The sequence below is a fragment of the Aeromicrobium sp. SP1 genome (assembly GCF_055663785.1).
This window is the reverse complement of record NZ_JBQVVK010000001.1, coordinates 1,395,913-1,412,467: the sequence shown is the minus strand read 5'-3', so window position 1 is coordinate 1,412,467 and position 16,555 is coordinate 1,395,913. Positions and strand designations below refer to the sequence as shown.

The following is a 16,555-nucleotide window of genomic DNA, read 5'->3' as shown; positions in this document are numbered from 1 at the left end:
TGGTCATCACGGGCAGGGATCGAGGGTCGGCGGATCGCCGGCCTCGCCGCCACCCTTGCCGAGCGTCGCGTCGAACGCCTTCTGCCACGAGCCATCGTCGAACGAGGCCTGGAGCGAGTCGTTGATGAAGCCGCAGAGCTCCGGGTAGTCCTTGCCGTACCCGATGCCGTAGCGCTCCTCGCTGAAGGGCTCGCCGACCACCTTGAGGGCGTCGGGATCCTCGGCGGCGTAACCGAGCAGGATCGCGGCATCCGTCGTGACGGCGTCGACCGAACCGTTCTTGAGCTGGTCGACGCACTCGGAGTAGGTGTCGAAGCCGGCCGGCGTGGCGCCGTACTCCTTCTCCACCGTCTCGATCGAGGTCGAGCCCGTGACGGAGCAGACCTTCTTGCCCTTCAGGTCGTCGGGCCCCTTGATCGAGTCGTCGTCCTTCGCCACCAGCAGGCTCTGGCCGGTGACGTAGTACGGTCCGGCCTGACCCACGACCTTGCGGCGCTCGTCGGTGATCGAGTACGACGCGATGACGAAGTCGACCGTGCCGTTCTGCAGGAACGCCTCGCGGTTGGCCGAGACCGTCTCGACCCAGTCGATGTCCTCGGCATCGATGCCGAGCTTCGCGGCCAGGATCGTGCCGATCGACGGATCGAAGCCGGTCGGCGTGTCCGATGCCGCCGACTTGAAGCCGATCCCGGGCTGGTCGTACTTCACGCCGATCTTGACCGAGTCCTGCTCCTCGAGCGCGGCCATCCGGCTGCCGGCGGCGAAGTCCTGGTCCTCGACCTCGACGTCCGGACCGGCGTCATCGTCGTCGCTGCCCGCGTCGCCGCAGGCTCCCAGTGCGAGCAGCAGACCGGCCGCGACGGCGGTCCACCTCATGGTGCGTGCTGATCTCATCTCTCGTCCTTCCCCCGTGGTGGGATTCGTGATGTCGTGCGGTGGTCAGTGTTTGAGGATCTTTCCGAGGAAGTCCTTCGCGCGGTCGCTCTGCGGGTTCGTGAAGAACTGCTCAGGCGTGTTCTCCTCGACGATGCGGCCGTCAGCCATGAACACGACGCGGTCGGCCGCGGTGCGGGCGAAGCCCATCTCGTGGGTCACGACGACCATCGTCATGCCGCCCCTGGCGAGGTCGACCATGGTGTCGAGGACCTCCTTGATCATCTCGGGGTCCAGCGCCGACGTGGGCTCGTCGAAGAGCATGACCTTGGGGTCCATCGCGAGTGCGCGGGCGATCGCGACGCGCTGCTGCTGGCCGCCGGAGAGCTGTGCCGGCAGCTTGCCGGCCTGCGAGCCGACCCCGACGCGGTCGAGCAGCTCGCGCGCCGTGCGTTCGGCGTCGGACTTGGACCGGCCGAGCACCTTGATCGGGCCGAGGGTGACGTTCTCGAGGACGGTCTTGTGGGCGAACAGGTTGAACGACTGGAAGACCATGCCGACCTCGGAGCGCAGCTTCGCGAGCGCCTTGCCCTCCTCGGGCAGCAGCACGCCGTCGACCTCGATCGTGCCCTCGTCGATCGGCTCGAGTCGATTGATCGCGCGGCACAAGGTCGACTTGCCGGACCCGGACGGGCCGATCACGACCACGACCTCACCGGCCGCGACCTCGAAATCGACGTCCTGCAGCACGTGCAGGTCTCCGAACCACTTCTGCACGCCGCGCATCGCCACCATGGGCGCCCCCGCACTCCCCATGCTCACCTACACAACAGCAGCGCGGGCCGGGGCGCAACACGTCAGCCGTTCACCACGTGCTTCCGCGCTGGTCCAGATGACTCAACCGCGTGGGGATCGCGCAGTCGCCCGGGGCGCCCTCGGTCACGCGGTCCGAGAGCCCGGACACTCCGCCGAGGTCGATGGCGGTGGACCCGCTCTCGGCGGCCAGCTCGTCCGCGGTCGCCTCGACGACGGCAGCGAGTTCGCGCAGGTCATCGCGCCAAGCGAGCGAGGCTGCGTCGTCGGTCCCGGTGCCGTCCACCGCGGTCGCGATCGCCGTCAGGCTCTCGGCGTACGTGGTCAGCGCCGCGGCGGCCGCCTCCGGCCCGGCGAAGATGGGAATCGCCTCGCCGGCCGCGACCATCGCCCGGCAGGGCTCCAGGGTCGCGGCGACGACGACCGGGTCGTCCACCCAGTACCCGTCCTCCTCACCGAGGTCCTCGGAGAAGACCACTGCCATCCCACCGATCAGCAGGATGGGGATGATCGTCATCGCCGCGACGGTCACCGCGGCTCCGACCAAGGCACCGATCAGGCCCCAGGCCCAGCCGGGCATGCCCTGTCGCGGGGGCTGAGGAGACGTGGACCACTGAGGCGGCTGGGTCATGGCGGCATCCTGCCAGCCGGAGACCTCCCGCACGGCCCGTATCCTTGGAAGGCCATGTCGAAGACCTATGAAGTGCGCACGTACGGCTGCCAGATGAACGTCCACGACAGCGAACGGCTGTCCGGACTGCTCGAGACCGCGGGCTACGAGGCCGCGACGGACGGGGGCACTCCCGACCTCGTCGTGTTCAACACGTGCGCCGTGCGCGAGAACGCCGACAACAAGCTGTACGGCAACCTCGGGCACATCGCCAGCATCAAGGCGAAGAACCCGGGCATGCAGGTCGCCGTCGGCGGCTGCCTGGCGCAGAAGGACAAGGACACGATCACGACGCGCGCGCCGTGGGTCGACGTCGTGTTCGGCACGCACAACATCGGCTCGCTGCCCGTCCTGCTGGAGCGGGCGCGCATCGCCGAGGAGTCGCAGGTCGAGATCCTCGACGCGCTCGAGGTCTTCCCGTCGACCCTGCCCACGAAGCGCGACTCGGTGTTCGCCGCGTGGGTGTCGATCAGCGTCGGATGCAACAACACGTGCACGTTCTGCATCGTCCCGAGCCTGCGCGGCAAGGAGCGCGACCGCCGGCCGGGCGAGATCCTCGCCGAGGTCGAGGCGCTCGTGGCCGACGGCGTCGTCGAGGTCACCCTGCTCGGCCAGAACGTCAACAGCTACGGCGTCGAGTTCGGCGACCGCCAGGCGTTCGGCAAGCTGCTGCGCGCGTGCGGGCAGATCGAGGGACTGCAGCGGGTGCGCTTCACGAGCCCGCATCCCAAGGACTTCACCGACGACGTCATCGCCGCGATGGCCGAGACGCCCAACGTCATGCCGCAGCTGCACATGCCGCTGCAGTCGGGCTCCGACCGGGTCCTCAAGGCGATGCGCCGGTCCTACCGGCGCGAAAAGTACCTCGGGATCCTCGATCGCGTCCGCGAGGTCATGCCGGACGCCGCGATCACGACCGACATCATCGTCGGCTTCCCCGGCGAGACCGAGGAGGACTTCCAGGCCACCCTCGACGTCGTGCGGCAGGCCCGGTTCTCCAGCGCCTTCACGTTCCAGTACTCGCAGCGTCCGGGCACGCCGGCCGCCGACCTGCCCGACCAGCTGCCCAAGGCCGTCGTGCAGGAGCGCTACGAGCGGCTCGCCGCCCTCGTCGAGGAGGTCTCCTGGCAGGAGAACCTCCGGCTCGAGGGCCAGGTCGTCGAGCTGCTGGTGGCCGACAAGGCCCACGCCGGTGGCCGCAAGGACGCCGAGACGCGGCGGATGAGCGGTCGCGCCCGCGACAACCGCCTCGTCCACTTCACCCCGGGAGGCCACGAGATCCGGCCCGGCGACCTCGTCGTGACGACGGTGACGAAGGCGTCTCCCCACCACCTCGTGGCCGACGGCGAGCCGATCGAGGTCCGCCGGACCCGTGCCGGTGACGCGTGGGAGGCCCGTCAGGGCCGCACCGAGGTCCGGGCCGGGTCGGTCGGGCTGGGGATGCCGTCCGTCGGCGCCCCGCCGCCGCTGCCGCCCGCCCCGGCATGCGCCCCGGCCTGATCGCGGATCGAGATCCCCTGAGGCTCGCCTTGGTTCGGGCTGCTCGTGATCCTGATGTAATCTGAGTTCGCTGATGAGGCCAATGTCGTCCTCGCCCAGCCTCACCGCACGGCATCGACGACAGGTTCGGGTATGGATCGTCCTCTCTTCTCGGCAGCTCCCACCGCCCAGGGTCTCTACGACCCCGCGAACGAGCACGACAACTGCGGCGTGGCGTTCGTCGCCACGCTCACGGGCGTGCCCACCAACGAGATCGTGCAGCAGGGCCTGACCGCCCTGCGCAACCTCGACCACCGCGGTGCCGTCGGCGGCGAGCCGAACACCGGCGACGGTGCCGGCATCCTCATGCAGACGCCCGACACGTTCCTGCGCGGCGTCGCGCCCGTCGAGCTGCCCGAGCTGGGCTCCTACGCCGCGGGCATGGCGTTCCTGCCGGCCGACGACGTCGCCGGCGCGAAGGCCAAGGTCGAGCAGATCGCCGCGGAGGAGGGCCTCGAGGTCCTCGGCTGGCGCGAGGTGCCCACGCAGCCCGACGTCCTGGGCTCCATGGCCCGCTCGGCGATGCCCGCGTTCGAGCTGCTCTTCGTCACGACGGCCGACCGCTCGCGTCGGGGCGTCGACCTCGACCGGCTCACGTTCGCGCTGAACAAGCGCTCGCACCACGAGGCGGGCGTCTACTTCCCGTCGCTGTCGGCCCGCACGCTCGTCTACAAGGGCATGCTCACGACCGAGCAGCTCGACGAGTTCTACCCCGACCTGCTCGACCCGCGCATGGAGTCGGCGCTCGCGATCGTGCACTCGCGCTTCTCGACCAACACGTTCCCGAGCTGGCCGCTGGCGCACCCCTTCCGCTACCTGGCGCACAACGGCGAGATCAACACCGCGCGCGGCAACCGCAACTGGATGCGGGCCCGCGAGGCCCTGCTCGAGAGCGACCTGATCCCCGGCGACCTGTCGCGGCTTTACCCGATCTGCAGCCCCGACGGCTCCGACACCGCGTCGCTCGACGAGGTGCTCGAGCTGTTGCACCTCGGCGGTCGCAGCCTGCCGCACGCCGTCATGATGATGATCCCCGAGGCGTGGGAGAACAACGCCGAGATGGATCCCGCCCGACGTGCGTTCTACGAGTTCCACTCGACGGTCATGGAGGCCTGGGACGGCCCCGCCGCGGTGTGCTTCACCGACGGCACCCAGATCGGCGCGGTGCTCGACCGCAACGGCCTGCGTCCCGGTCGCTACTGGATCACCGAGGACGGACTCGTCGTGCTCGCGTCCGAGGCCGGCGTGCTCGACATCGACCCCAAGACGATCGTGCGCAAGGGCCGTGTCGAGCCGGGCAAGATGTTCCTGCTCGACCTCGACGAGCACCGCGTCGTCGAGGACCACGAGATCAAGGCGTCCCTCGCGGGCGAGCAGCCCTACGAGGAGTGGCTGTACTCGGGTCTGGTCCGCTTCGAGGACCTGCCCGACCTCGAGCACATCGTGCACACGCACGCCTCGGTCAAGCGCCGTCAGCAGGTCTTCGGCTACACCGAGGAGGAGGTGCGCAAGCTCATCGCCCCGATCGCGCGCACCGGTGCGGAGGCGATCGGCTCGATGGGTACCGACACGCCGATCGCGGCGCTGTCGGACCGCCCGCGCCAGCTGTTCGACTACTTCAGCCAGCTGTTCGCGCAGGTCACGAACCCGCCGCTCGACGCGATCCGCGAGGAGGTCGTGACGTCGCTGGCCGGCACGATCGGCCCCGAGCGCAACCTGCTCGCGCCGAGCCCCGCCAGCTGCCGGATGCTGCAGCTGCCGTTCCCCGTCGTCGACAGCGACGAGCTGGCCAAGATCCGGCACATGAACCGCGACGGTGACATGCCCGGCTTCAGCGTCCACGTCGTGCGCGGCCTCTACGAGGTCAACGGCGGGGGAGAGGCGCTCGCGAGGCGGCTCGAGGAGATCTGCGCCGACGTCTCGGACGCGATCGTCAACCGTGGTGCGCGCATCATCGTGCTCTCGGACCGGCACTCCAACGTCGATCTCGCCCCCATCCCGTCGCTGCTGCTCACGGGCGCCGTGCACCACCACATGGTGCGCGAGAAGCTGCGCACGCAGGCAGGCCTGCTGATCGAGGCCGGCGACGTGCGCGAGGTGCACCACGTGGCCCTGCTGATCGGCTTCGGCGCGACCGCGGTCAACCCCTATCTCGCGCTCGAGACGGCCGAGGACCTGGCCCGCGAGGGCGTGTACGTCGAGGGCGTCGACCCCGAGAAGGCGGCGCGCAACATCGCGTACGGCCTGGGCAAGGGTGTTCTCAAGGTCATGAGCAAGATCGGTGTCTCGACCGTCGCGTCGTACACCGGTGCGCAGATCTTCGAGTGCGTCGGCCTGTCCCACGAGGTCGTCGAGAAGTACTTCACCGGCACGTCGAGCAAGCTCGGCGGCGTCGGCCTGGACGTCCTGGCCGCCGAGGTCAAGACCCGCCACGACATCGCGTACCCGCACAGCGGCATCGTGAAGCCGCGTCGCCAGCTCGAGGTCGGCGGCGAGTACCAGTGGCGCCGCGAGGGCCCGGAGCACCTGTTCGACCCGGACACGGTGTTCCGCCTGCAGCACTCGACCCGCACCGGCCGGTACGACATCTTCAAGCAGTACACGCAGAAGGTCGACGACCAGGGCAGCCGGCTCATGACGCTGCGCGGACTGATGAGGTTCCGCAGCGACCGCGACCCGATCTCGATCGACGACGTCGAGCCGATCTCCGAGATCGTCAAGAGGTTCTCGACCGGCGCGATGTCGTACGGCTCGATCAGCCAGGAGGCGCACGAGACGCTCGCGATCGCGATGAACCGGCTCGGCGGCAAGTCGAACACCGGCGAGGGTGGCGAGGATCCCGAGCGTCTCTACGATCCCGAGCGCCGCTCGGCGATCAAGCAGGTCGCGTCGGGGCGCTTCGGCGTCACGAGCGAGTACCTGACGAACGCCGACGACATCCAGATCAAGATGGCCCAGGGCGCCAAGCCGGGCGAGGGCGGCCAGCTGCCCGGTCCGAAGGTGTACCCGTGGGTCGCCAAGACGCGGCACTCGACGCCCGGCGTCGGCCTCATCAGCCCGCCGCCGCACCACGACATCTACTCGATCGAGGACCTCAAGCAGCTCATCCACGACCTGAAGAACGCCAACCCGTCGGCCCGCGTGCACGTCAAGCTGGTCTCCGAGGTCGGCGTCGGCACGGTCGCGGCGGGCGTGTCCAAGGCCAAGGCCGACGTCGTCCTGATCTCCGGGCACGACGGCGGCACGGGTGCCTCGCCGCTCACGTCGCTCAAGCACGCCGGTGGTCCGTGGGAGCTCGGCCTGGCCGAGACCCAGCAGACGCTGCTGCTCAACGGTCTGCGCGACCGGATCGTCGTGCAGGTCGACGGCCAGCTCAAGACGGGTCGCGACGTCGTGATCGCGGCGCTGCTCGGCGGTGAGGAGTTCGGCTTCGCCACCGCTCCGCTCGTCGTCTCGGGCTGCATCATGATGCGCGTCTGCCACCTCGACACGTGTCCTGTCGGCGTCGCCACCCAGAACAAGGCCCTGCGCGAGAAGTTCTCCGGCAAGGCCGAGTACGTCGTGAACTTCTTCGAGTTCATCGCCCAGGAGGTCCGCGAGATCCTCGCCGAGCTCGGGTTCCGCAGCATCGACGAGGCCGTCGGTCACGTCGAGGTGCTCGACGTGCGCGAGGCGGTCGACCACTGGAAGGCCAGCTCGCTGGACCTGTCGCCGATCCTGCACATGCCCGAGCTGCCCGAGGGCGCCTCCCTGCGCTGCACCACGACGCAGGACCACGGCCTCGACCGGGCGCTGGACGTCGAGCTCATCGAGCTGGCCGCAGACGCGCTCGAGAAGGGCGAGCCCGTCCGGGCCCAGCTCGAGATCCGCAACGTCAACCGCACGACCGGCACGATGCTCGGTCACGAGGTGACGAAGCGCTACCGCGGTGAGGGCCTGCCCGACGACACGATCGACATCACCTTCCTGGGCTCGGCCGGCCAGTCGTTCGGCGCCTTCGTCCCGCGCGGCATCACGATGCGACTCGAGGGCGACGGCAACGACTACGTCGGCAAGGGCCTGTCCGGCGGCCGGATCGTCGTCCGCCCGCCGCGGGAGTCCCAGTTCACGGCCGAGGCGCAGATCGTCGCCGGCAACGTGATCGGCTTCGGCGCCACCGGCGGCGAGATCTACCTGCGTGGCAAGGTCGGCGAGCGCTTCTGCGTCCGCAACTCCGGCGCCACCGCCGTCGTCGAGGGTGTGGGCGACCACGCGCTGGAGTACATGACCGGCGGTCGCGTCGTGATCCTCGGTCCGACCGGGCGCAACGTCGCCGCCGGCATGAGCGGCGGCTCCGCGTACGTGCTCGATCTCGACCACGACGTCGTCAACCGCGAGATGGTCGAGCTGCGGCCCGTCCCCGAGGAGACCGGCGCGGAGCTCGAGGCGATCGTGCGCCGGCACCTGGAGGAGACCGGGTCGGCCGTCGCCGGACGACTGCTCGAGGACTGGCCGCACAGCCTGTCCCGATTCACCGAGATCATGCCGGTCAACTACCGGCTGGTGCTCGAGGCCAAGGCCTCGGCGGAGTCCGACGGACTCTCCGAGGAAGACACGACTGCACGGATGATGGAGGTGGCCGCACGTGGCTGATCCCCGCGGCTTCATGACCACGCCTCGCGAGATGGCCCCGCGCCGTCCCGTCGAGGAGAGGATCCACGACTGGAAGGAGGTCTACCCGGGAAGCCCGGGTAAGGCCCTCCTGCCGATCATCACCGAGCAGGCCGGCCGCTGCATGGACTGCGGCATCCCGTTCTGCCACCAGGGCTGCCCGCTCGGCAACCTCATCCCCGAGTGGAACGACCTGGTGTGGCGCGACGACTGGGAGGAGGCGATCGACCGCCTCCACGCGACGAACAACTTCCCGGAGTTCACCGGGCGGCTGTGCCCGGCACCGTGCGAGACGGCGTGCGTCGTCGGGATCAACCGCGACGCGGTGACGATCAAGAACGTCGAGGTCTCGATCATCGACAAGGCGTGGGAGATGCACAACGTCAAGCCGGAGACGCCCGAGTGGCTCACCGGTCGCACCGTCGCCGTCGTCGGTTCGGGACCCGCGGGTCTGACCGTGGCGCAACAGCTGACGCGCGCCGGTCACACGGTCGCCGTCTACGAGCGCGACGACAAGGCCGGCGGACTGCTGCGCTACGGCATCCCCGAGTTCAAGATGGAGAAGTCCGTCGTCGACCGTCGGATCAACCAGATGCAGCGCGAGGGCACGGTGTTCCGCACGGGTGTCGCGGTCGGCGAGGCGATCACGGGTCAGCAGCTGCGCGAGCGCTACGACGCGGTCGTCATCGCGATCGGCGCCACCGTCCGCCGCGATCTGCCGGCTCCCGGCCGTGAGCTGAACGGCATCCACCAGGCGATGGACTTCCTGCCCCAGGCCAACCGGGTCGCCGTCGGCGAGCCGGCGACGACCGACGGCTCGGAGCAGATCGTCGCGACGGACAAGGACGTCGTCATCATCGGCGGCGGCGACACCGGCGCCGACTGCCTCGGCACGTCGATCCGCCAGGGCGCGCGGTCGGTCACGAGCCTGGAGATCATGCCGCGACCGAGCGAGGAGCGGGCGGACGCCCACCCGTGGCCGACGTACCCGATGATCTACCGCGTCGCCTCGGCCCACGAGGAGGGCGGCGAGCGTGTGTACGCCGTCTCGACGAAGGAGTTCGTCGGCGACGACGACGGCAACGTCAGCGGCCTGCGCCTCGTGGAGGTCGAGCTCAAGGACGGCCGGTTCGAGGAGGTGCCCGACTCGGAGCGGGTGCTCCCCGCGCAGCTCGTGCTGTTCGCGATGGGATTCACCGGTCCGCAGAAGGAGGGTCTCGTCGAGCAGCTGGGTGTCGAGCTGGACGAGCGCGGCAACGTCAAGCGCGACCTCGACTACATGTCGAGTGTCGAGGGCGTGTTCGTGGCCGGCGACGCCGGTCGGGGGCAGTCGCTCATCGTGTGGGCGATCGCCGAGGGCCGCTCTGCGGCCGCCGGTGTCGACGCGTGGCTCACCGGCTCGACGACCCTGCCTCGGCCCATCCCGCCGACGGCGCGCCCCCTGGCCGTGTGACGGTGCTCATCGAACTCGCGGGTAGCTTTCGGATCGGTCTAGGCTGACTGTCGTGCGTAGAGCCAAGATCGTCTGCACCCTCGGTCCCGCGACCGACACCGCCGAGCGGATCCTCGAGCTGGCGATCGCCGGCATGGATGTCGCCCGGCTCAACATGAGTCACGGCGACCAGTCAGAACAGTTGCGTCGTCTCGAACGGGTGCGTCGCGCAGCCGACGCGACCGGCAAGGCGATCGCGGTGCTGGCCGACCTGCAGGGTCCGAAGATCCGGCTCGGTCGATTCGCCGACGGCCCGCACCAGTTGAACTTCGGGCACCGCTTCACGATCACGACGCGCGACGTGGTCGGCGACGCCGACATCTGCTCGACGACGTACGACGGGCTGCCCGGTGACGTGAAGCCGGGCGACGAGATCCTCATCGACGACGGCAAGGTCCGCCTGCGTGCGGTCGAGGTGCACGACACCGACGTCGTCACGACCGTCGAGGTGCCCGGCGAGGTCAGCAACAACAAGGGCATCAACCTGCCCGGCGTCAACGTCAGCGTGCCCGCCCTGAGCGAGAAGGACATCGACGACCTGCGCTGGGCACTGCGGGCCGACGTCGACTTCATCGCGCTGTCCTTCGTGCGCAACGCCGGCGACGCCGAGGAGGTCCGCGCGATCATGGCCGAGGAGGGCATCTCCCGGCCGATCATCGCGAAGATCGAGAAGCCCCAGGCCGTCGAGAACCTCGACGAGATCGTCGACGCGTTCGACGGCTTCATGGTCGCTCGCGGCGACCTGGGCGTCGAGCTGCCGCTGGAGGACGTGCCGATCGTCCAGAAGCTCATCATCGAGAAGGCCCGCCGCAACGCCAAGCCGGTCATCGTCGCGACGCAGATGCTCGAGTCGATGATCTCGGCACCGCGCCCGACCCGCGCGGAGGCCAGCGACGTCGCGAACGCCGTCCTCGACGGTGCCGACGCCGTGATGCTCTCGGGTGAGACGAGCGTCGGTCACTTCCCGATCCAGACCGTGCGGATCATGGCGCGCATCGTCTCCTCGACCGAGGACCACGGACTGCCCCGGATGGCGGCGTTCACGTGGGACCCGAAGACCACGACGGGCATCGTGTGCCGCGCCGCGTCGACCGTCGCCGAGGCGATCTCCGCCGAGCTGCAGGTCGCGTTCACGACGACGGGCGACTCGGCCCGCCGGATGGCGCGGTACCGCTCGTCGATCCCCGTGCTGGCGTTCACGCCGCACGAGCGCGTGCGCAACCAGCTGGCGCTCACGTGGGGTGTCGAGACGTTCCTGGTGCCGGAGGTCCGGCACACCGACCAGATGGTGATGCAGGTCGACAAGGCGCTGCTGGAGATCGCGAAGTGCGACCAGGGCTCGCGCGTGGTCATCGTCGCCGGCGCCCCTCCGGGCATCCCCGGTTCGACGAACGCCCTGCGCATCCACCGCATGGGCGACGCGATCAACCGCATCGTGCCGGCCTACGACCCCGACCAGACGCCGCACTCGCTCGAATCGGCTGAGACTCCGTAGGTCGAGAAGACCCATCCGTCGCGTCTTTCGGTGCCGAGAGCGGGACTCGAACCCGCACGCCCTTTCGGACAATGGTTTTTGAGACCATCGCGTCTACCATTCCGCCATCTCGGCGCACCGTGCTGCCAGATAACCTTACGGGGTGAGTGACGCATCGCAGGCTTCGACCCCCGCACCACGCGTGGTGATCGCCGAGGACGAGGCCCTGATCCGGATGGACCTGGCCGAGATGCTCGTCGAGCAGGGCTACGACGTCGTGGGGGAGGCGGCTGACGGGCAGGCTGCGGTCGACCTCGCGCGGCAGACACAGCCCGATCTCGTGATGATGGACGTCCAGATGCCCGGCGTCGACGGCATCACGGCGGCGAGCCAGATCGCCGCGGAGCGGATCGCCCCGGTGGTCATGCTGACCGCGTTCAGCCAGCGCGACCTCGTGGAGCGCGCGCGTGATGCCGGAGCGATGGCCTACCTGGTCAAGCCGTTCACCGCGTCGGACCTCGTTCCGGCGATCGAGATGGCCCTCAGCCGGTACGCGGAGCTGCGGGCGCTGGAGTCCGAGGTCGGTGACCTGAACGAGCAGCTGGTGACCCGCAAGGCCGTCGAGCGCGCCAAGTCGGTGCTGCAGGAGTCGCTCGGGATCAGCGAGCCGCAGGCCTTCCGATGGATCCAGAAGACCGCGATGGACGTGCGTCTGTCGATGCGTCAGGTCGCCGAGGCGGTCATCGAGAACGGGCCGTCGTTGCAGGGCTGAGTCAACGGTTACAAGTTGACTACGAAACCTCCCAAATACCTGTCGTGCGAGATTTCGACACAATGGACGGCTAGGTTTTTTCCCACATCATGCCGTGACGACCGTCACGACATGGGTTCCACTCACACGGAGGATTGATGAAGCGCTCCACCACGACGCTCCGCCTGGCCGCGCTGGCCAGCGCCAGCGCGATCGTGCTCGCCGCCTGTGGCGGCGGTGACGACAGCAATGACGACAGCAGCAAGGACGTTGCCAAGGGCAACGGCGAGCTCGTCATCGGCTCGCTGCTCCCGCAGACCGGCAGCCTCGCGTTCCTCGGCCCGCCGGAGTTCGCCGGTGTCGACCTCGCGGTCAAGGAGATCAACGCGGCCGGCGGTGTCAACGGCAAGGACGTGAAGCACGTCAAGGGCGACTCGGGCGACACGGACTCGGGCATCGCCCCGGCCGAGACGGACAAGCTGCTCAAGGCTGGCTCGGACGTCATCGTCGGTGCCGCTTCGTCGGGTGTCTCGATGACCGTCATCGACAAGATCATGTCCGCCGGCGCGGTGCAGTTCTCGCCGGCCAACACGTCGACCGACTTCGACAACGGCAAGTACGGCGAGGCCGACCTCTACTTCCGTACGGCTCCCTCGGACATCCTCCAGGGTGCGGTCATGTCGAACCTGCTGGTCGAGGACGGACGTCAGAACGTCGCGATCCTGGCCCGACAGGACGCCTACGGCGAGACCCTGGCCGCTGAGGTCAAGAAGGGCCTCGAGGCCGCCGGCTCGACCGTTGCCGCCACGTCGTTCTACGGCGAGAAGGCTGCGTCGTTCGATTCGCAGGTCGACGAGATCGCGGCCGCCAAGCCCGACGCCGTCGTGCTGATCGCGTTCGACGAGACCAAGAAGATCGTCCCGCAGCTCGTCAGCAAGGGCGTTGGCCCGCAGGACGTCCCGACGTACTTCGTCGATGGCAACACCGCCGACTACTCCAAGGAGTCGTTCGCGGCCGAGCTCAAGGGCGTCAAGGGCACCATCCCCGGCGCCGAGGCGACGTCGGACTTCAAGGATCGTCTGCTCGAGGTCAACCCCGACCTGACCGACTTCTCCTACTCGGCGGAGTCCTACGACGCGGTTGTCACCTCGGCTCTCGCGGCCATCGCGGCGGGCGACGACTCGGGCGAGGCCATTGCCTCGAAGATCGTCGACACCACCACGGGCGGCACGAAGTGCACCACCTTCAAGGAGTGCGCTGACCTGCTGGCCGACGATCCGGAGACGGACATCGACTACGACGGTGTCTCCGGCCCGATCGAGCTCGGCAAGACCGGTAGCCCGACGGCGGCGTCGATCGGCATCTACCAGTACAACGCCAAGGGCACCTACGCCCCGGTGAAGTACATCGCCGGCGAGATCTGAGCCGACTGGTTCACGCCTCACCTGTAGTCACGAAGGCCCGGAGCTTCGGCTCCGGGCCTTCGTGCGTGGCGGCTCGGGCCGCCGAGACGAGACCACGAGAAACGGGATCCACACCGAGTTGACTCGGCGTGGATCCCGTTCACATCGTGCGGGTCGCGGGCGGACGTGCCGCCCGAACGTCAGCTGGCCTGTTGGCCCAGGGTGCCGAGGTAGAGCTCGATGACCTTGGGGTCCTTGGCCAGACCCTGACCGGTGCCGCTGTAGGCCGTCGTGCCCTGGTCGAGGACGTAGCCGCGGTCGCAGATCTGCAGGCAGCGACGTGCGTTCTGCTCGACCATGATGACCGAGACGCCAGCCTGGTTGATCTTGCGCGTCTGCACGAAGACCTCGTCCTGCATGACGGGGGAGAGGCCGGCGGACGGCTCGTCGAGCAGCAGCACCGACGGGTCCATCATGAGCGCCCGGCCCATCGCCACCATCTGGCGCTCGCCACCGGACAGCGACCCGGCGCGCTGCTTGGCGCGCTGGCCGAGGGTGGGGAACAGGTCGGTGACGAAGGCGAACCGGTCCTTGAACTTCGACGGATCCTGGTAGCAGCCCATCTCGAGGTTCTCCTCGATCGTGAGCGAGGGGAACACGTTGTTCGTCTGCGGGACGAAGCCGATGCCCTTGCTGACCAGCACGTCGGCGCGCTGGTTGGTGATCTCCTCACCCTTCAGCTCGACCGTGCCGGAGTGGATCTTCACCAGACCGAACAGGGCCTTGAGCAGCGTGGACTTACCGGCGCCGTTCGGGCCGATGATGCCCACGAGCTCACCCTGCTGGCAGTACAGGTCGGCGCCGTTGAGGATGTTCACGCCCGGGAGGTAGCCGGCGATCAGGTTGTCGGCACGGACGACGGCTCCGTCGGCGCCGAGCCGGTGCTTCTCGCGCTCCGACTCGGGCGTCTGCGGGGTAGGGGTCGCGTCACTCATGATTCGGTCTCCTCGGCCTCGATCTCGGCCTCGACCGCTTCGGCGAGGGCCTCGGTGTCCAGTTCGCTCAGGTCGGTGTCGTGGTGGGCGCCCAGGTAGGCGTCGATGACCCGCTGGTCGGCCATGACGGCCTCAGGCGTGCCCTCGGCGACGATCTGGCCCTGGGCCATGACGATCACCCAGTCGGAGATGTCGCGCACCATGTCCATGTCGTGCTCGACGAACAGCACGGTGCGGCCTTCGTCGCGCAACGACTTCACGTGCCCGAGCAGCGACTGCTTGAGGGCCGGGTTCACGCCGGCCATCGGCTCGTCGAGCATGATGAGCTCGGGATCGACCATGAGGGCGCGGGCCATCTCGAGCAGCTTGCGCTGACCGCCCGAGAGCGATCCGGCGAAGTCCTCGCGCTTGGCGTCGAGCTTGAACCGCGCGAGCAGGTCGTCGGCGCGTGCGGTGATCTCGTCCTCCTGGCTGCGCCAGAGCAGCTTGAGGATCGACGGGAAGAACCGCTCGCCGCGCTGGCCGGTCGCGCCGAGGCGCATGTTCTCGATGACCGTGAGCTTGGAGAGCACCTTGGTCAGCTGGAACGTGCGGACCATGCCGAGGCGCGCCACCTTGTAGGCGGGCATCCTGGCCAGGTCCTTGTCGTTGAACGACCACTCGCCGCTGTCGGGCACGTCGAAGCCGGTCAGCAGGTTGAACATCGTGGTCTTGCCGGCGCCGTTCGGTCCGATGAGGGCCGTGATGACGCCGCGCGGGATCTCGATGTGCTCGACGTCGACGGCCTTGAGGCCGCCAAACGTCCGAGTGATGTTGGAGCCCTTGACGATCGCGTCGGGCTTGGCCACGCCCGGGTCGTTGGGCAGGGACGTGAGCACCTCGCGGGCGCTGGTGGTGTCAGCGGGCATCGATCGCAATCTCCCTTCGATCCCCGAAGATCCCCTGTGGTCGGAAGATCATCAGGAGCATGAGGCCCAGTCCCATCAGGATGAACCGGATGAGGCTGGCCTGGGTGTCGGTCATGATCCACGAGGGGATCAGCGGGTCGGGACCACTCGTGGCCTGGCTGAAGAACTCGCCCAGACCGCTGATCAGGAACCAGAAGATCATGGAGCCGACGACCGGGCCGAGGACGCGTGCGGCGCCACCGAGCAGCAGTGCCGTGTAGGCGAAGAAGGTCAGGTTCGTGCTGTAGTCGCTGGGCACGACCGACCCCTGCTTGAGCGCGTAGAAGATGCCGCCGACGCCGCCGATGACACCACCGAGGATGAGGGCCTGCATCTTGTAGAGGAACACGTTCTTGCCCAGCGAGCGGACGGCGTCCTCGTCCTCACGGATCGAGCGCAGGACGCGTCCCCACGGGCTGCGCATGAGCGCCCACGTGAGCAGGCAGAACAGCGCCACCAGGATCCAGCCGACCGTCATGGCCCACAGGTCGTTGCGACCCCACGACGCGAAGCCGAGGTCGAGTCCGCTGTCGTAGGGGTTCATCGAGTTCCATGTGTCGGTGAACCCGTTGAGGCCGTTGGAGCCGCCGAAGAGCTTCTTGGTCTCGACGGCGCCGAACACGAGGCGCAGGATCTCGGCCGCCGCGATCGTGACGATGGCCAGGTAGTCCGCCCGCAGTCGCAGGGTCGGCACGCCGAGCACGAGGGCGAGCACGATCGAGGCGACCACGCCGGCGACGATGCCGAGCCAGAACGGCATCTCGCCGCGCACCATCGTGACGGCCAGGCCGTAGGCGCCGACCGCCATGAAGCCGGCCTGACCGAAGTTGAGCAGACCGGTGTAGCCGAAGTGGATGTTCAGGCCGATCGCGGCGATCGCGAAGACGATCGCCTGCGGGCCGAGCGCGTTGGAGAACGCGGCGTCGATGATCTGTGCGAAGTCCATGG

The 16,555-nt window shown here is 68.7% G+C and carries 12 protein-coding genes and 1 tRNA gene; 6 read left to right on the top strand and 7 right to left on the bottom strand.

Features of this window, described 5'->3' with window-relative positions; genetic code table 11:
* Window positions 1-6 precede the first annotated feature (6 nt).
* The 3 genes from ACT26F_RS06880 to ACT26F_RS06870 form a co-directional block, all read right to left on the bottom strand.
* On the bottom strand, window positions 7-876 hold the full coding sequence (locus tag ACT26F_RS06880; RefSeq protein WP_471669765.1) for a glutamate ABC transporter substrate-binding protein: 870 nt from the start codon (window positions 874-876) through the stop codon (window positions 7-9).
* Window positions 877-939: 63 nt separating this feature from the next.
* Entirely contained in the window at window positions 940-1,668 is a 729-nt protein-coding gene (locus ACT26F_RS06875) for an amino acid ABC transporter ATP-binding protein (protein WP_471669764.1), read from the bottom strand.
* 70 nt (window positions 1,669-1,738) lie between these two features.
* Window positions 1,739-2,317 (bottom strand): hypothetical protein, encoded by a 579-nt coding sequence (locus ACT26F_RS06870; protein ID WP_471669763.1) that lies wholly within the window; start codon window positions 2,315-2,317, stop codon window positions 1,739-1,741.
* A gap of 54 nt (window positions 2,318-2,371) precedes the next feature.
* Between ACT26F_RS06870 and miaB the strand changes: the two genes are divergently transcribed.
* From miaB to pyk, 4 genes are all read left to right on the top strand, one after another.
* The gene (gene miaB / locus ACT26F_RS06865; RefSeq protein WP_471669762.1) at window positions 2,372-3,856 is read left to right on the top strand and encodes a tRNA (N6-isopentenyl adenosine(37)-C2)-methylthiotransferase MiaB; all 1,485 of its coding nucleotides are present in this window, start codon (window positions 2,372-2,374) and stop codon (window positions 3,854-3,856) included.
* A 132-nt stretch (window positions 3,857-3,988) separates the two neighbouring features.
* Window positions 3,989-8,527: a glutamate synthase large subunit gene (gene gltB / locus ACT26F_RS06860; RefSeq protein WP_471669761.1), complete on the top strand. Its 4,539-nt coding sequence runs from the start codon at window positions 3,989-3,991 to the stop codon at window positions 8,525-8,527.
* On the top strand, window positions 8,520-9,998 hold the full coding sequence (locus tag ACT26F_RS06855) for a glutamate synthase subunit beta (protein ID WP_471669760.1): 1,479 nt from the start codon (window positions 8,520-8,522) through the stop codon (window positions 9,996-9,998). Before gltB ends, ACT26F_RS06855 begins: the two co-directional genes overlap by 8 nt.
* Window positions 9,999-10,050: 52 nt before the next feature.
* The gene (gene pyk / locus ACT26F_RS06850; RefSeq protein ID WP_471669759.1) at window positions 10,051-11,532 is read left to right on the top strand and encodes a pyruvate kinase; all 1,482 of its coding nucleotides are present in this window, start codon (window positions 10,051-10,053) and stop codon (window positions 11,530-11,532) included.
* Between the two features lie 31 nt (window positions 11,533-11,563).
* On the opposite strand, the gene ACT26F_RS06845 is transcribed toward pyk, so the two are convergent.
* Window positions 11,564-11,646 (bottom strand) — tRNA-Leu (locus tag ACT26F_RS06845).
* Window positions 11,647-11,674: 28 nt separating this feature from the next.
* Here ACT26F_RS06845 and ACT26F_RS06840 point away from each other — a divergent pair.
* Both ACT26F_RS06840 and ACT26F_RS06835 read left to right on the top strand, forming a co-directional pair.
* On the top strand, window positions 11,675-12,283 hold the full coding sequence (locus ACT26F_RS06840) for an ANTAR domain-containing response regulator (RefSeq protein ID WP_471669758.1): 609 nt from the start codon (window positions 11,675-11,677) through the stop codon (window positions 12,281-12,283).
* 137 nt (window positions 12,284-12,420) lie between these two features.
* Window positions 12,421-13,686: an ABC transporter substrate-binding protein gene (locus ACT26F_RS06835; protein ID WP_471669757.1), complete on the top strand. Its 1,266-nt coding sequence runs from the start codon at window positions 12,421-12,423 to the stop codon at window positions 13,684-13,686.
* A 179-nt stretch (window positions 13,687-13,865) separates the two neighbouring features.
* Here ACT26F_RS06835 and ACT26F_RS06830 read toward each other — a convergent pair whose 3' ends face one another.
* Genes ACT26F_RS06830 through ACT26F_RS06820 form a run of 3 tightly spaced genes read right to left on the bottom strand, consistent with a single transcriptional unit; the run spans window position 13,866 to window position 16,553 of the window.
* On the bottom strand, window positions 13,866-14,660 hold the full coding sequence (locus ACT26F_RS06830; RefSeq protein ID WP_471669756.1) for an ABC transporter ATP-binding protein: 795 nt from the start codon (window positions 14,658-14,660) through the stop codon (window positions 13,866-13,868).
* Window positions 14,657-15,568: an ABC transporter ATP-binding protein gene (locus tag ACT26F_RS06825; RefSeq protein ID WP_471669755.1), complete on the bottom strand. Its 912-nt coding sequence runs from the start codon at window positions 15,566-15,568 to the stop codon at window positions 14,657-14,659. The genes ACT26F_RS06830 and ACT26F_RS06825 overlap by 4 nt, the downstream gene beginning before the upstream one ends.
* Window positions 15,558-16,553, bottom strand: a complete 996-nt coding sequence (locus ACT26F_RS06820) for a branched-chain amino acid ABC transporter permease (protein ID WP_471669754.1) — start codon at window positions 16,551-16,553, stop codon at window positions 15,558-15,560. Before ACT26F_RS06820 ends, ACT26F_RS06825 begins: the two co-directional genes overlap by 11 nt.
* Window positions 16,554-16,555: the final 2 nt, after the last annotated feature.

What these genes read in the sequence shown, in the direction of transcription:
- ACT26F_RS06880 (WP_471669765.1), bottom strand. Translation starts at nt 876, where the DNA reads ATGAGGTGGACCGCCGTCGCGGCCGGTCTGCTGCTCGCACTGGGAGCC.
- ACT26F_RS06875 (WP_471669764.1), bottom strand. Translation starts at nt 1,668, where the DNA reads ATGGTGGCGATGCGCGGCGTGCAGAAGTGGTTCGGAGACCTGCACGTG.
- ACT26F_RS06870 (WP_471669763.1), bottom strand. Translation starts at nt 2,317, where the DNA reads ATGACCCAGCCGCCTCAGTGGTCCACGTCTCCTCAGCCCCCGCGACAG.
- miaB (WP_471669762.1), top strand. Translation starts at nt 2,372, where the DNA reads ATGTCGAAGACCTATGAAGTGCGCACGTACGGCTGCCAGATGAACGTC.
- gltB (WP_471669761.1), top strand. Translation starts at nt 3,989, where the DNA reads ATGGATCGTCCTCTCTTCTCGGCAGCTCCCACCGCCCAGGGTCTCTAC.
- ACT26F_RS06835 (WP_471669757.1), top strand. Translation starts at nt 12,421, where the DNA reads ATGAAGCGCTCCACCACGACGCTCCGCCTGGCCGCGCTGGCCAGCGCC.
- ACT26F_RS06830 (WP_471669756.1), bottom strand. Translation starts at nt 14,660, where the DNA reads ATGAGTGACGCGACCCCTACCCCGCAGACGCCCGAGTCGGAGCGCGAG.
- ACT26F_RS06825 (WP_471669755.1), bottom strand. Translation starts at nt 15,568, where the DNA reads ATGCCCGCTGACACCACCAGCGCCCGCGAGGTGCTCACGTCCCTGCCC.
- ACT26F_RS06820 (WP_471669754.1), bottom strand. Translation starts at nt 16,553, where the DNA reads ATGGACTTCGCACAGATCATCGACGCCGCGTTCTCCAACGCGCTCGGC.